The following is a 12789-nucleotide window of genomic DNA, read 5'->3' as shown; positions in this document are numbered from 1 at the left end:
GGTGATGATCTCCAAAACCTGGAGGTGGTTGCGGTATCCATCGATGCTTAAACCAGATGCTTGCCCGGCACCCCAACACCAACGTAACAAGGGGCTTGCCCTCTGGTTAGAATGTCGGCTGCTATAGTTTTTAAACAAACGCAATCGGTTTCAACCGCAAACGCCTAGACATGCAGCACTCCACGACAGACAAAGAAAAAGCCGCTAAGTTGTTTAAACTTAACGGCTTTGAGTGTGGTGCCCGGGGCCGGAATCGAACCGGCACGCCTTGCGGCGGGGGATTTTGAGTCCCCTGCGTCTACCAATTTCACCACCCGGGCTGTGTCTGTATCGCAGCTCGCAATTATGGCACAAATAATGAGTTCCAAAAAATACCCAACGATTGAAGATGCGATCGGCAAGACGCCCTTGGTGGCCCTGCAGCGTATCGGTGCTGACTACAACGAGGCCAATGGCAATGTGGTGCTGGGCAAACTGGAAGGCAACAACCCGGCGGGCTCGGTCAAGGACCGGCCGGCGGTGTCGATGATCCAGCGTGCGCAGGAGCGGGGCGAGATCAAGCCCGGTGACACCTTGATCGAGGCCACCTCGGGCAACACTGGTATTGCGCTGGCGATGGCCGCTGCCATCAAGGGCTACCGTATGGTGCTGATCATGCCGGAGGACCTGTCCATCGAGCGTGCTCAGACGATGAAGGCCTACGGCGCGCAATTGATCCTGACGCCCAAGAGCGGCGGCATGGAATATGCCCGTGACCTGGCCGACAAGATGGTGGCCGAAGGCAAGGGCATTGTGCTGGACCAGTTTGCCAACCCGGACAACCCGCGCGCCCACTACGAGACCACCGGCCCCGAGATCTGGGAGCAGACGGGTGGCCAGATCACCCACTTTGTCAGCGCGATGGGCACGACCGGCACCATCACCGGTGTGTCGCGCTACCTGAAGGAAAAGAACCCGGCCGTGCGCATCATTGGCGCCCAGCCGACCGAAGGCTCGCGCATCCCAGGCATTCGCAAGTGGCCGGAAGAGTACCTGCCCAAGATCTATGACCCGAGCGCGGTCGACGAGATGGTCTACGTGACCCAGAACGATGCCGAGGACATGGCCCGCAGCCTTGCCCGTGATGAAGGCATCTTTGCTGGCATTTCTGCCGCTGGTGCCTGCCATGTCGCCCAGGAAATTGCGCGCCGCGAACGCAACGCTACCATTGTGTTTGTCGTCTGCGACCGGGGGGACCGCTATCTGTCCACCGGCGTGTTTCCCGCCTGAACGCGCAGGCCGGGCCCCTAGCGCCCGGCTGCTGGCATGAAAGCCCTATGCAATACGAAACGAAATTTTGCGTGAACTGCGCCACGGCGCTGCAATGGAAGGTGATGGCCGAGGACAGTGGCGATGTCAGCCGTCTGCGCTGCCCCGCTTGCGGCTGGACGCACTGGGGCAACCCCACGCCCGTGCTGGCCGCCGTCGTCGAGAACGACCAGGGCCAGGTGCTGCTGGCGCGCAATGCCATGTGGCAGCCGGGCATGTTTGGCCTGATCACCGGCTTCATGGAGGCCGGTGAATCGCCGGAGGCCGGCATTGCCCGCGAGGTGCTCGAAGAAACCGGCCTGCAGACCAAGGCCTTGCGCCTGATTGGCTGCTGGGAGTTTCTGCGCATGAACCAGGTGCTGATCGCCTACCATGTGCGCGTCGATGGCCAGCCCGAGGATGTGCGCCTGTCGCCCGAGCTGGTGGAATACCAGTGGAAGACCGCGCAGGATGTGCTGTGCTGGCCCTCCGGCACGGGCTATGCGATGGCCGAATGGGTCAAGAGCAAGGGCGCGCCGGTGCGCTTTGGCGCCTTCCGCCCCAACAACGCCAACCCCGACCCTGATCCCGCCAAATGGCCGGTGAACTACTGGGAAGAGGATGCCCGCTTTGTGGTGGCGCCCCGCCTGGACTGACACAGTTGGCGATCAACAACGAATGAAGACGATGGATATTGACCAGGAAGTGGATACGCGGGGGCTCAATTGCCCGCTGCCGATTTTGAAGGCCAAGAAGGCCTTGGCCACCATGCAGAGCGGGCAACTGCTCAAGGTGGTGGCGACGGATACCGGCTCGATCCGGGATTTCCAGGCATTTGCCAAGCAGACTGGTAATGAACTGGTGGATCAGCAAACCGTGGGTGAGGAGTTCATCCATATTCTGCGCCGCCGCTAGCCTCGCGCCCGCGCATCCCAAAACAAAGGCCTGCATCAGCAGGCCTTTGTTTTTCATGGATTCGACGCAGGGTCAGAACTGCAGCTCTTTCAAGAACGCGCGGAAATCATCGCCCACATCGGGGTGCTGCAGGGCCAGCTCCACCGTGGCCTGCAAAAAGCCTTCCTTGCTGCCGCAGTCATAGCGCTTGCCGCTGTAGCGGTAGGCGTACACCGTTTCGCTGTGCATCAGGCGCTCGATCGCGTCGGTCAGCTGGATCTCACCGCCCACGCCCTTGGGCTGGTTGCGGATCTCGTCAAAGATGCCGGGGGTGAGCACATAGCGGCCGGCCACACCCATGCGGGAGGGGGCTTTTTCTGGCGCGGGTTTTTCGACGATCTCGTCAATGCGCATCAGCGGGCCGCCTGCAGGCTCGCCCTTGACGATACCGTAGCGCTTGGTGTGCTCCAGCGGCACCTCTTGCACGGCCAGCAGCGAGCGGCCTTGCTTGGAGAAGGCGGCCGTCATCTGCGCCATCACGCCCGGGCCACCGGGCGTGCCGGTCATCAGGTCATCGGCCAGCAGCACGGCAAAGGGCTCGTTTCCCACCAGCGGCTCGGCGCAGAGCACCGCATGGCCCAGGCCCAGCGAGCGGGGCTGGCGCACAAACAGGCAGTTCATGTCATCGGGGCTGACGCTGCGCACCAGATCCAGCATGGCCTGCTTGCCGGCGTTTTCCAGCTCGTTTTCCAGCTCATAGGCGGTGTCGAAGTGGTCCTCGATCGCGCGCTTGCTGCGGCCGGTGACAAAGATCATGTCCCGGATACCGGCCTCGTAGGCTTCTTCCACCGCGTACTGGATCAGGGGCTTGTCCACCACGGGCAGCATTTCCTTGGGCGAAGCCTTGGTGGCAGGCAAGAAGCGGGTGCCCAGACCAGCGACTGGGAAAACGGCTTTGCGGACACGGGTCGGATTAGTCATAAATACTTGGGTTTCAGGACTTGGATGTGACAAAGGCGCAGCAAGCTGCGCCTTTGTGTGCAGGACCAAGGGGCATTATGTGCTGATTTTTGCACTGCCCCGGCCGAATCAGCCCAGGCGCTGGAGCTGCTCTTGCAGCTTGCTCAGCGAGGCGCCAAAGTCCGCCATGCGCTTTTTCTCCTGGTCCAGCACGGGAGCCGGTGCCTTGGCGCAGAAGGCCTCGTTGGACAGCTTGGCGTTGGCCTTGGTGATCTCGCCCTCCAGGCGCTTGATCTCCTTGCCAAGGCGCAGCTTCTCGGCTTCCACATCCACTTCCACAAACAGCGCCAGGCGGGCATCGCCCACCACCGATACCGGTGCGTGCTGGGCTTCAGCCGCCCAGGTGGTCTCGTCGTCGAACACCTTGACTTCGATCAGCTTGGCCAGGTTCTTCAGCACATCGGCGTTGGCGCGCAGGAAGGCGGCGCCATCGGCAGAGCCGGCCACCGTCAGCAGCGGCAGGCGCTGTGCGGGCGAGACGGCCATCTCACCGCGCAGCGCACGGCAGGCGTCCACCATCTGCTTGATGCGCTCCACATAGGCGATGGCCTCGTTGTCGATCTTCTCGGGCTGGGCTTGCGGGTAGGCGGCAATCGCAATCGATGCGCCTTCGCGGCCGGCCACGGGGGCCACCTTCTGCCACAGCGCTTCGGTCACAAACGGGATGATCGGGTGGGCCAGACGCAGAATGGTTTCCAGCGTACGGATCAGGGTGCGGCGGGTGCCGCGCTGCTGGGCTTCGTTGCCGGTCTGGATCTGCACCTTGGCAATTTCCAGGTACCAGTCGCAGAACTCGTTCCAGACAAAGTCATAGATGGTGTTGGCCACGTTGTCCAGGCGGAACTCGGCAAAGCCCTTGGCCACCTCGGCCTCGACCTTTTGCAGCTGCGAGACGATCCAGCGGTCTGGCTGGCTGAACTGCAGGTAGTCGCCGGCGGCGCACTGGTCCTTGCTGTGTTCCAGCAGGCCGCAGTCATGGCCTTCGCAGTTCATCAGCACAAAGCGCGAAGCGTTCCAGAGCTTGTTGCAGAAGTTGCGATAGCCCTCGCAGCGCTTGCTGTCGAAGTTGATCGAGCGGCCCAGCGAGGCCAGCGCGGCAAAGGTGAAGCGCAGTGCATCGGCACCGTAGGCAGGGATGCCTTCGGGGAATTCCTTTTGCGTGTTCTTGCGCACCTGGGGCGCGGTCTCTGGCTTGCGCAGGCCCGAGCTGCGCTTGTCCAGCAGCGGCTCCAGCGCAATCCCGTCGATCAGGTCCACCGGGTCCAGCACATTGCCTTCGGACTTGGACATCTTCTTGCCCTGCGCATCGCGCACCAGACCGTGGATGTAGACATGCTTGAATGGCACGCGACCGGTGAAGTGCGTGCTCATCATGATCATCCGGGCGACCCAGAAGAAGATGATGTCGTAGCCCGTCACCAGCACCGACGAGGGCAGGTAGAGGTTGAAGTCGTCATCGGCGGCATCGCCTTGCTCGGGCCAGCCCATGGTGCTAAAGGGCACCATGGCCGAGGAGTACCAGGTGTCCAGCACATCGGCATCGCGGCGCAGCACCTTGCCAGGCGCTTGTGCCTGGGCTTCGGCCTCGTTCTTGGCCACATAGATGTTGCCTTCTTCGTCGTACCAGGCCGGAATCTGGTGGCCCCACCACAGCTGGCGCGAGATGCACCAGTCCTGGATGTTGTTCATCCACTGGTTGTAGGTGTTGACCCAGTTCTCAGGCACAAACTGCACCTGGCCCGAGGACACGGCGTCGATGGCCTTTTGCGCAATGCTCTTGCCGGTGGGATCCTGGTCGCTGACCTTGCTCATCGCGATGAACCACTGGTCGGTCAGCATGGGCTCGATCACCTGGCCGGTACGGTCGCAGATAGGCACCATCAGCTTGTGCTTCTTGGTCTCGACCAGCAGGCCCTGGGCTTCCAGGTCGGCCACGATGGCCTTGCGCGCCACAAAACGGTCCATGCCCCGGTATTTCTCGGGCGCCTCGTCGTTGATCTTGGCTTCCAGGGTCAGCACCACGATCATCGGCAGCTTGTGGCGCTGGCCGACCTGGTAGTCGTTCTGGTCATGCGCAGGGGTGACCTTGACCACGCCGGTGCCGAACTCGCGGTCCACATAGTCGTCGGCAATGATCGGGATCTGGCGGCCCACCAAGGGCAGGGTCACGGTCTGGCCGATCAGGTGCTGGTAGCGCGTGTCTTCGGGGTGGACCATCACGGCCACGTCGCCCAGCATGGTTTCGGGGCGGGTGGTGGCCACCACCAGCTGGCCTTCGCCGCTGGTCAGCGGGTAGGCAATATGCCAGAGCGAGCCGTCTTTCTCCTGGTTTTCCACTTCCAGGTCGGACACGGCCGATTGCAGCACCGGATCCCAGTTCACCAGGCGCTTGCCACGGTAGATCAGGCCTTGCTGGTAGAGCTTGACGAAGGTCTCGGTCACCACCTTGGAGAGCTTGTCGTCCATCGTGAAGTACTCGCGGCTCCAGTCCACGGTATCGCCCATGCGGCGCATCTGCGTGGTGATGGTGTTGCCCGACTGTTCCTTCCACTCCCAGACCTTGGCGACAAAGTTTTCGCGGCCCAGGTCATAGCGGCTTTGGCCGGCGGCCTGCAGCTGGCGCTCCACCACGATCTGCGTGGCGATACCGGCGTGGTCGGTGCCCGGAATCCAGGCCGTGTTGTAGCCCTTCATGCGGTGGTAGCGGGTCAGCGAATCCATAATCGTCTGGTTGAACGCATGGCCCATGTGCAAGGTGCCGGTCACATTGGGTGGTGGCAGCTGGATGGAGAAGTTCTGGTGCGCTGCCACCGACTCCGCATTGGGCGCACCGGTGCCGCGATAGCCGGCATTGCCGTAGCCGCGCTTTTCCCATTCCGGGCCCCAATGGGCTTCGATGGCCGAAGGCTCAAAAGACTTGGACAGGCTATCGAGACCTGGTTGGGAAATCGGTTGGCTGTTGGTGTCGCTCATGGTGTGATCAATGGAAAACGGCACCACAGATCGAGATGCCGTTGGATAGCTTGGAATGAATAAGCTGATTTTAGCCCGCCTGCGGCCATGACCGGCCCGCGTGGGCTTGTGGCCCGGTTGCTGGCGGCCTGCGCCCCTGCAGACAGGCATAAAAAAACTGCCAGCGGCCGTTTATCGGCTACTGGCAGTTATGGGCGGTCAGGGGCTCTTGTGCAGACGAGCCCCATGCAGCTCAGGTTGGATTACTGCTTGACGGCTTCGATCTGCACGACCAGGCGCACGTTCTTGGCAGCGCCCCAGTTCACGCCGTAGTCCAGGCCGAAGGCGGTACGGTCAAACGTGGTTTCGAAATCGCCACCGCAGACTTCGCGGTCTTGCAGCATCTTGTTGGGGTAGCAGTTGAACTTGTTGGCCTTGAAGGTCACGGGCTGGGTCTTGCCCAACAGGGTCATGTTGCCTTCGACGGAAGCGAGCTTGTCGCCATCAAACACGAACTTGGTGGACTGGAAGCGGGCCTTGGGGTGCTCGGCCACGTTGAAGATGTCCTTGCTTTGCAGGTGCTTGTCAAAAGCAGGCGTGCCGGAGTTGACCGAAGCGATATCGATGTTGATATCGACCGAGCCGGTCTTGCCAGCGCGGTCCAGGGTCAGGGTGCCTTCTTTTTTGTCGAAGCGTGCACGGTTGGTCGTGGCGCCGTTGTGGTCGATCTCGAAGGTCGCAAAGGTGTGCGTTGGGTCGATCGCGTAGGTGGCTGGAGCCGCGTGCACAGCACCGGCAAACAGGGAAGCAGCGGCCAGGGCCAACAGGGAAGTGCGCATCAGGAATCTCCTAAAAAAGGGGTTAAAGAACTGAGAACAGAAAAACAGAGGCTGGGCTTAGATCTTGCCCACACCGGTCAGGGCCAGCTTGAACTGCACCTGCACCTCGTCGGCCACCATCGAGGTGTCCTTCCAGTCGCCATCGCCGATGGCATAGGTCAGGCGCTTCAAGGGCAGGGTGCCGGCAGCCGTGGTGGTGGTGCCCGATTGGGTCAGGGTGACGGGCAGGCTGACCTTCTGGACGTTGCCCTTGATCGTCAAGGTGCCATCGACCTGGTACTTGCCGCCGCCCAGGGCCTTGACGGCGGTGGAGTCAAAGGTGGCTTGCGGGAACTTGGCGACATTGAACCATTCGGCCTTGGGCAGCTCGGCATCGGTTTCCTTGACGCCCATCGTGGCGCTGCCGGTGTCGACCGAGAATTGGATCTTGCTGGCTTCGGGCTTGGCGGTGTCGAAGGCGATCTTGGCATCGAACTTCTGGAAGTGGCCCTTGATCGGCACGCCCATCTGCTTGGCTTCGAAGTTGACGGCGCTTTGTGCCGGCACCAGTGCTTGCTGGGCCATCACGGGGGCGGCAAATGCAGCTGCGGTCAGGGCGGCAGCGAACAGGGCGATTGGGGAGAGCTTGGACATCAGATCAGACTCCAGTAAAAAAACGGTGCAAAAACGGTACAAATCAAGAAGCGCGGCCGGGCAGCATGCGGGAGAGCAGGCCATCGCGGTCAATCAGCTGGTGCTTGAGCAGTGCAGCCACATGCATGACCACCAGCGCAGCCAGGGTGTAGGCCAGGTAAGCATGCCAGGGCTTGAGGGCTTCTGCCAGCTCCGGGCTCTTGCTCACCAGATCGGGCAGGGGCATCACGCCAAACAGCACGATGGGGAAGCCTGCTGCCGAGCTGTAGATCCAGCCCATCAGCGGCACAGCAAAGAACAGTGCATACATCAGGTGGTGCACGCCATGGTGGGCTACATGCTGCCAGGCGGGCATTGCACGGGCAGTGGCCTCGGGCAGTGCCGGTGGGCGGTGGGTGAAGCGCCAGAGGATCCGTACGGCCGACAGAATCAGGATCGTCATGCCGGCCCATTTGTGCCAGTTGAAGTACTTGAGGCGGGTGGGGGAGAAGGGCAGGCTGGTCATGTACAGGCCAAAGGCAAAGATGCCAATCAGGGCCAGGGCCAGAATCCAGTGCAGTGCAATCGCCGTGCCGGTATAGCGGGTGTTATTGGTCGTGGTAGCCATAAAAAACGCTGCAGCGAGGGATGCAGCGGTATTGTTTGAAGCGAGTGTAGGAGCGGATCAATTGCCAGAAGTTCAGCCCGATTGATGGCGAAGTTCAAATTAATTGAATTGATCGACCTCGGCTTGGCTGGTTCCAGAACCAATGTTCATAAGCATATGCCGAGCAGGCACAAACAGGCGGTTTTAAAGCCTGCTGGCAACCCGGGTGACGCGCGATTTTGTATCGCCTTGTATATCGCATGCAGTGAAGGCAGCCCCCGCCCGGGGCTGCGCTTCAGACTTGCTCGCCAGCCAGCGCGGCCTGCTTCCAGGCCTGGGCGGCGGCAGCGGCATCACCCCGGTACTCCGCCTGGCGGGCCAGGTGCTGCCAGGCGCGGCGGCGCAGCGATTCCTCTTGCAGCGAAGGCGCAGCTTGCTGCAGCCACTGCTGGGCCTTGCCCCAGAGCTGGCGCTGCAGGCAGGCGCATCCGGCCAGGTACTGCAGGTAGGGGTCGTGAGGCCGGCGCTGCTGGGCGGTCTCGATGCGGGCCAGCCAGGTCGCATCAAGCGCGCCCATGCTGTCTTCAAGCACGCGCACCAGGCGTTCGGCCTGCAGGCTGGGCAGGCCGTTGTTGCTGGTGGTGTAGCGCTCCCAGGCGGGCAGCAGCCATTCGCGCATCTGCTGCGGGTTGCCGCCCAGTTGTTGCAGGCGGCGCGCGGCATGGATGCCGACCTCGGGCAGGTTGCGCTCGTTCGCATCCAGGTTGCGCCAGGCCTGCATCAGCTGCTCGGGGTCATGGGCATCGTTGATCAGCTCGGTCGCCAGGCCCTTGATGATGCTCTGCGCCGCAGCGGCCGAAAACGCGCGGTGCTTGGCCAGCAGCCGGGCCGTATCCAGCGCGGTCAGGGCCTGGCGCAGCTGGCGCGCCGCCTTGAGCTTGAGGCGCAGCGCCAGGGTGCGGCGTGCGGCGCCCTGGGGCAGGCGTGCCAGTTGCTCGATCGCGCCATGGGCATTGTGGTCATCCAGCGCCCACTGCGCGGCGCGCAGCTGGGTGCCTTCGGCCAGCTCGGGCAGATTCCTGGCCTGGGGGGCGGTGGCTTCCTGCATCGCCATGTCCCAGTGCTGGTCGCGCTGGGCCTGGTCCTGCAGCGCGTGCGAGCTCTCGGCTGCCAGCACATGGCCCAGCACGCGCAGCGGCAAGCCATTGGGGATGGCGGCGCCACTGTCCTGCAAGGCCTGCTCCTGCGCCAGGGCCGACAGCGCGGCCTTGCGGGCGCGCACAAAGCGGCCGGCCTGCAGCTGGGTCACGGCATCCAGCGCTGCGCCATGCATGGCGCGCTCTTTTTGCTGAATGCGCCAGCGCTTGGCCTGGCGCGGCAGCTCGAACATGGCGCTGACGCCGCGTAGCGCGCCGTAGACCAGCACAAAGGCCAGCAGCAGCAACACGACGACCATGTTCAGCGAGAAATCAATGCGGTAGGGCGGCCAGTGCAGGGTGACGCTGCCCTGGTTGCTGCCAGCAAACAAGGCGGCGGCCACTGCCACGGCAAACAGACCGATCAACCAAAGTGCGGCTCTCATGGCTTAACGTCCTGCGGCCGCAGTGGCCAGTGCGGCCAGCGTGTCATTGGCGCGTGGCACTTCCACATCCTGCATGGCCTGCTGCAGTTGGTTGAGCTGCTGGGCGGCCTGCTGGCCACGGCGCGAAGAGATATCGAAATACTTGTGCACGGCGTCAGCCGCAGCGGCCAGGTCATTGCGCGAGGCGTTCATCTGGCGGCCCAGCAAGGCCATGCGTGCGTTCAGGATGCGCAGCTTGAGGTTCTCACGCACAAAAAACGCCTGCGTGGGCGAGAGCAGTACTGCATCGGGGTAGTCGATGCGGCGCACGCGCACCAGGCTGCGTGCCTCTTCATGCACCACGTCCCAGGCACTGCTCAGCGCAGACAGCCACCAGCTTGGGGCTGCAGTGTCGTCTGCAGCAGCATTTGCATTGGCTGCTGATGGCGCCGCCGCTGCGTTGCCCCGGTTGCGGGCGGGCGCCGTGCGGCGGGCGTTTTTATCGAGCACATCGTTTTGCAGCGGCAGATCATCGATCTGGCGCAGCAGGTCGTCCATGCGGGCCAGCAGGCCGGCGGTGTCCAGTGATTTGCTGGCGGCAATGCGGTCCAGATCGCGGGCAATGGCGCGTTGCAGCGGAGCCAGGCGGGGCTGGGCCGACACGGTCACGCGCTGCTGCGCAATCTTGAGGGCGCTGACGAGCGGATCAGGGCTGCCGCTCAACTGGCTTTGCTGCATCGCAAAGCGCACGGCGCTTTCGATGTCGCCGACCATGGTGTCATCGCGGTTGCGCGACAGGCTTTGCACCAGCTCTTCCAGCTGGCCGCGCTGCAGCGCCACTTCGCCAACGCGGGCCTCCATCACCGACATGCGCGAGGCGGTGTCGCGCGATACATCGTCTGCCTGGCGGGCCAGGGTGCGGGCTTCTACCGCTTGGCTGCGCGAGTCGGCGCTTTGCAAGGCCAGCTGCTGCTGGATGTTGTTCAGGCGTTGCCACAGCATGGCTGCGCTGATGATCGCGATAGTGGCGGCAATGCCCAAGGTCACGGACGTCCAGACCCAGGCTTGCGGCATGCGGCTGCCGGCAGGGTGGACCTGGCTGGAAGCGGTGGCCGGGTGGGAGGGCGTGGGGTTCGGTGCTTGCTCTGGCAGCGTCATAGCGCAGATTCTAACGACGCTACCACGTCTTCCAGGGCAGGCCGGCACTGCAGAATGTGGACAAATCCTGCCGCGCGGGTCGCCTGGGCGATGCGCGCATGGGTGCTCAGCGCCTGGGCCGGTGCCAATGCGCTGGCGCTGAATCTGTTGCTTAAATGCATCACCGCCTCGGAGCTGCTGAACAGCCAGATGCTGCCATCCGCCAGTGCTTGCTCTGCCAATGCGAGTTGCGCTGGCGTCCAGGCGGGCGCGCGGCGCTCGTACACACCAACAAAATCCACGCCCACACCGGCCGCTTGCAACTGGCGGGCCAGCCATTCGCGGCCCGAGCCGGTCACCAGCTGGTCAATCGCACTGCCGGCACTGGCGCCGCGCACCACCAGCACGCGCTGGCCCGATGCCGCCATGGCGGCGGCCTGCGGGCCGACCTCGGTCCACAGCGATTCGGAGTCGAACTGCGGGGCATCGGTGGCGGGCTGGTCGATCAAATCGCTGGGCACACCCAGTGCCCGGGCTGCGCGCGCGGTGCCGGGGCCGGGGCACCACAGCCGGGTGTGGGGCGCCTCGCGCGCTTGCTGGGCCAGCGCCTGCACCAGGTCTGGGTCCAGAAAAAAGCGTGCCGCATTGGTGCTGACCAGCATCAGCGCGCCATAGCGTTGCCAGTGCTGGCGCGCCTGCATGCTGGCTGCCTGGTGGGCGGGGCTGTCGGCAGCGGCAATCTCGATCAGCGGCAGGGCATCGGCCTGCAGGCCCCGCTGGCGCAGCTGGGCCACCCAATCGTCCGCTTCGGGCTGGGGGCGGGTGATGATGATACGGCGCGGAGGCTGGGCCATGGCAGTGCTGGCGGGCCGCTCAACGGCGCACCTGGGCGCCCGCTTGTTGCAGCAGTGCAGCCACTTGCTGGCCCAGCGCATCGCCACTGTCCAGATCGGTGACGGCGGCGCTGGCCTGCGCAGAGACCAGGGGGGCGTTGGGATTGGCTTCGTCGCCCCAGGCGGCGCGCAGCCAGAGCTGGCCGTCTTTCCATTCGCCATGGGCTGCCAAAGGCATGGAGCAGCTGCCGCCCATGCAGCGGCTGACAGCACGCTCGGCCGTCACCGTTTGCCAGGTGCGCTGATCGGCCAGACCGGCAAACAGGTCCAGCAGGTCCTGGCGGTCGCTGCGCACTTCAATGCCCAGCGCGCCCTGGCCTGCGGCGGGCAGCATGGTGTCGGTGTCGAAGGCATGCCGGATGCGTGCATCCAGCGCCAGGCGCTTGAGGCCGGCCGCGGCCAGCACGATGCCGTCATACTGGCCTTCGTCCAGCTTGCGCAAGCGGGTGTTGACATTGCCGCGCAGCGGCTGGATATCCAGATCGGGCCGTAAGGCGCGCAGCAGCACCTGGCGGCGCAGGCTGGAGGTACCGACCACGGCGCCCTGGGGCAGATCCTGCAGGCTGGCGTAGTGGTTGGAGACCCAGGCATCGCGCGGGTCTTCGCGTTCGAGCACGGCTGCCAGCGCAAAACCCGGTGGCAGCTCCATCGGCACATCCTTGAGCGAGTGCACGGCCAGGTCGGCGCGGCCGGTCTCCAGCGCGGTTTCCAGCTCTTTGACGAACAGGCCCTTGCCGCCCACTTTGGACAGGGTGCGGTCCAGAATCTGGTCGCCCAAGGTGGTCATCCCCAGCAGGCTGACCTGGTGGCCCAGGCGCTGCAGGATATGTTGCACATGTTCAGCCTGCCACAGGGCAAGCTGGCTTTCGCGCGTGGCGATGGTCAGGGACAAGGAGCTCATGGGATAGGGGGCCACGCCTGGCCCGGTCTCCTCTTTATCGGCGGCCGGACACCTTACGTGGTCAACAAGCGGTTCACAACAGGCGG

Annotated in this window: 12 protein-coding genes and 1 tRNA gene; 3 read left to right on the top strand and 10 right to left on the bottom strand. The window is 63.8% G+C overall.

All coding sequences use genetic code 11. The features are described from left to right. Positions 1-235 precede the first annotated feature (235 nt). Positions 236-320: transfer RNA gene (locus EDF71_RS18765), tRNA-Leu, on the bottom strand. A gap of 37 nt (positions 321-357) precedes the next feature. On the opposite strand from EDF71_RS18765, the gene cysM reads away from it, so the two are divergent. Genes cysM through EDF71_RS18750 form a run of 3 tightly spaced genes read left to right on the top strand, consistent with a single transcriptional unit; the run spans position 358 to position 2202 of the window. After that, positions 358-1269 (top strand): cysteine synthase CysM, encoded by a 912-nt coding sequence (cysM, locus tag EDF71_RS18760; RefSeq protein ID WP_208301088.1) that lies wholly within the window; start codon positions 358-360, stop codon positions 1267-1269. A 47-nt stretch (positions 1270-1316) separates the two neighbouring features. Further along, positions 1317-1943, top strand: a complete 627-nt coding sequence (locus EDF71_RS18755) for an NUDIX hydrolase (RefSeq protein ID WP_133858078.1) — start codon at positions 1317-1319, stop codon at positions 1941-1943. A gap of 31 nt (positions 1944-1974) precedes the next feature. Then, positions 1975-2202 (top strand): sulfurtransferase TusA family protein, encoded by a 228-nt coding sequence (locus tag EDF71_RS18750; RefSeq protein WP_133858077.1) that lies wholly within the window; start codon positions 1975-1977, stop codon positions 2200-2202. Positions 2203-2274: 72 nt separating this feature from the next. On the opposite strand, the gene galU is transcribed toward EDF71_RS18750, so the two are convergent. From galU to hemC, 9 genes are all read right to left on the bottom strand, one after another. Next, the gene (gene galU, locus EDF71_RS18745) at positions 2275-3162 is read right to left on the bottom strand and encodes a UTP--glucose-1-phosphate uridylyltransferase GalU (protein WP_133858076.1); all 888 of its coding nucleotides are present in this window, start codon (positions 3160-3162) and stop codon (positions 2275-2277) included. A 108-nt stretch (positions 3163-3270) separates the two neighbouring features. Further along, positions 3271-6174 carry a valine--tRNA ligase gene (locus tag EDF71_RS18740; protein WP_133858075.1) on the bottom strand — a complete coding sequence of 968 codons (2904 nt, stop codon included), beginning with the start codon at positions 6172-6174 and terminating at the stop codon, positions 3271-3273. Positions 6175-6416: 242 nt separating this feature from the next. Then, positions 6417-6992: a YceI family protein gene (locus EDF71_RS18735; RefSeq protein WP_133858074.1), complete on the bottom strand. Its 576-nt coding sequence runs from the start codon at positions 6990-6992 to the stop codon at positions 6417-6419. Positions 6993-7049: 57 nt separating this feature from the next. Continuing rightward, a complete protein-coding gene (locus EDF71_RS18730) occupies positions 7050-7625 on the bottom strand; it encodes a YceI family protein (protein WP_133858073.1) in 576 nt (191 codons plus the stop codon). A gap of 43 nt (positions 7626-7668) precedes the next feature. Continuing rightward, positions 7669-8232 (bottom strand): cytochrome b, encoded by a 564-nt coding sequence (locus EDF71_RS18725; protein ID WP_133858072.1) that lies wholly within the window; start codon positions 8230-8232, stop codon positions 7669-7671. Positions 8233-8506: 274 nt separating this feature from the next. Beyond that, the gene (locus EDF71_RS18720) at positions 8507-9793 is read right to left on the bottom strand and encodes a heme biosynthesis HemY N-terminal domain-containing protein (RefSeq protein WP_133858071.1); all 1287 of its coding nucleotides are present in this window, start codon (positions 9791-9793) and stop codon (positions 8507-8509) included. 3 nt (positions 9794-9796) lie between these two features. Next, the gene (locus tag EDF71_RS18715) at positions 9797-10930 is read right to left on the bottom strand and encodes a uroporphyrinogen-III C-methyltransferase (RefSeq protein WP_133858070.1); all 1134 of its coding nucleotides are present in this window, start codon (positions 10928-10930) and stop codon (positions 9797-9799) included. Beyond that, the gene (locus tag EDF71_RS18710; protein WP_133858069.1) at positions 10927-11763 is read right to left on the bottom strand and encodes a uroporphyrinogen-III synthase; all 837 of its coding nucleotides are present in this window, start codon (positions 11761-11763) and stop codon (positions 10927-10929) included. Before EDF71_RS18710 ends, EDF71_RS18715 begins: the two co-directional genes overlap by 4 nt. Before the next feature lie 19 nt (positions 11764-11782). Beyond that, positions 11783-12703 (bottom strand): hydroxymethylbilane synthase, encoded by a 921-nt coding sequence (gene hemC / locus EDF71_RS18705; protein ID WP_133858068.1) that lies wholly within the window; start codon positions 12701-12703, stop codon positions 11783-11785. Positions 12704-12789: the final 86 nt, after the last annotated feature.

The organism is Comamonas sp. JUb58, from assembly GCF_004364775.1.
Taxonomy (GTDB): domain Bacteria; phylum Pseudomonadota; class Gammaproteobacteria; order Burkholderiales; family Burkholderiaceae_C; genus Comamonas.
This window is presented reverse-complemented; position numbering and strand designations above follow the sequence as displayed.

Bases quoted from the DNA above. Each gene is read 5' to 3' on its own strand.
- cysM (WP_208301088.1), top strand. From the start codon at position 358: ATGAGTTCCAAAAAATACCCAACGATTGAAGATGCGATCGGCAAGACG.
- EDF71_RS18755 (WP_133858078.1), top strand. From the start codon at position 1,317: ATGCAATACGAAACGAAATTTTGCGTGAACTGCGCCACGGCGCTGCAA.
- EDF71_RS18750 (WP_133858077.1), top strand. From the start codon at position 1,975: ATGGATATTGACCAGGAAGTGGATACGCGGGGGCTCAATTGCCCGCTG.
- galU (WP_133858076.1), bottom strand. From the start codon at position 3,162: ATGACTAATCCGACCCGTGTCCGCAAAGCCGTTTTCCCAGTCGCTGGT.
- EDF71_RS18740 (WP_133858075.1), bottom strand. From the start codon at position 6,174: ATGAGCGACACCAACAGCCAACCGATTTCCCAACCAGGTCTCGATAGC.
- EDF71_RS18735 (WP_133858074.1), bottom strand. From the start codon at position 6,992: ATGCGCACTTCCCTGTTGGCCCTGGCCGCTGCTTCCCTGTTTGCCGGT.
- EDF71_RS18730 (WP_133858073.1), bottom strand. From the start codon at position 7,625: ATGTCCAAGCTCTCCCCAATCGCCCTGTTCGCTGCCGCCCTGACCGCA.
- EDF71_RS18725 (WP_133858072.1), bottom strand. From the start codon at position 8,232: ATGGCTACCACGACCAATAACACCCGCTATACCGGCACGGCGATTGCA.
- EDF71_RS18720 (WP_133858071.1), bottom strand. From the start codon at position 9,793: ATGAGAGCCGCACTTTGGTTGATCGGTCTGTTTGCCGTGGCAGTGGCC.
- EDF71_RS18715 (WP_133858070.1), bottom strand. From the start codon at position 10,930: ATGACGCTGCCAGAGCAAGCACCGAACCCCACGCCCTCCCACCCGGCC.
- EDF71_RS18710 (WP_133858069.1), bottom strand. From the start codon at position 11,763: ATGGCCCAGCCTCCGCGCCGTATCATCATCACCCGCCCCCAGCCCGAA.
- hemC (WP_133858068.1), bottom strand. From the start codon at position 12,703: ATGAGCTCCTTGTCCCTGACCATCGCCACGCGCGAAAGCCAGCTTGCC.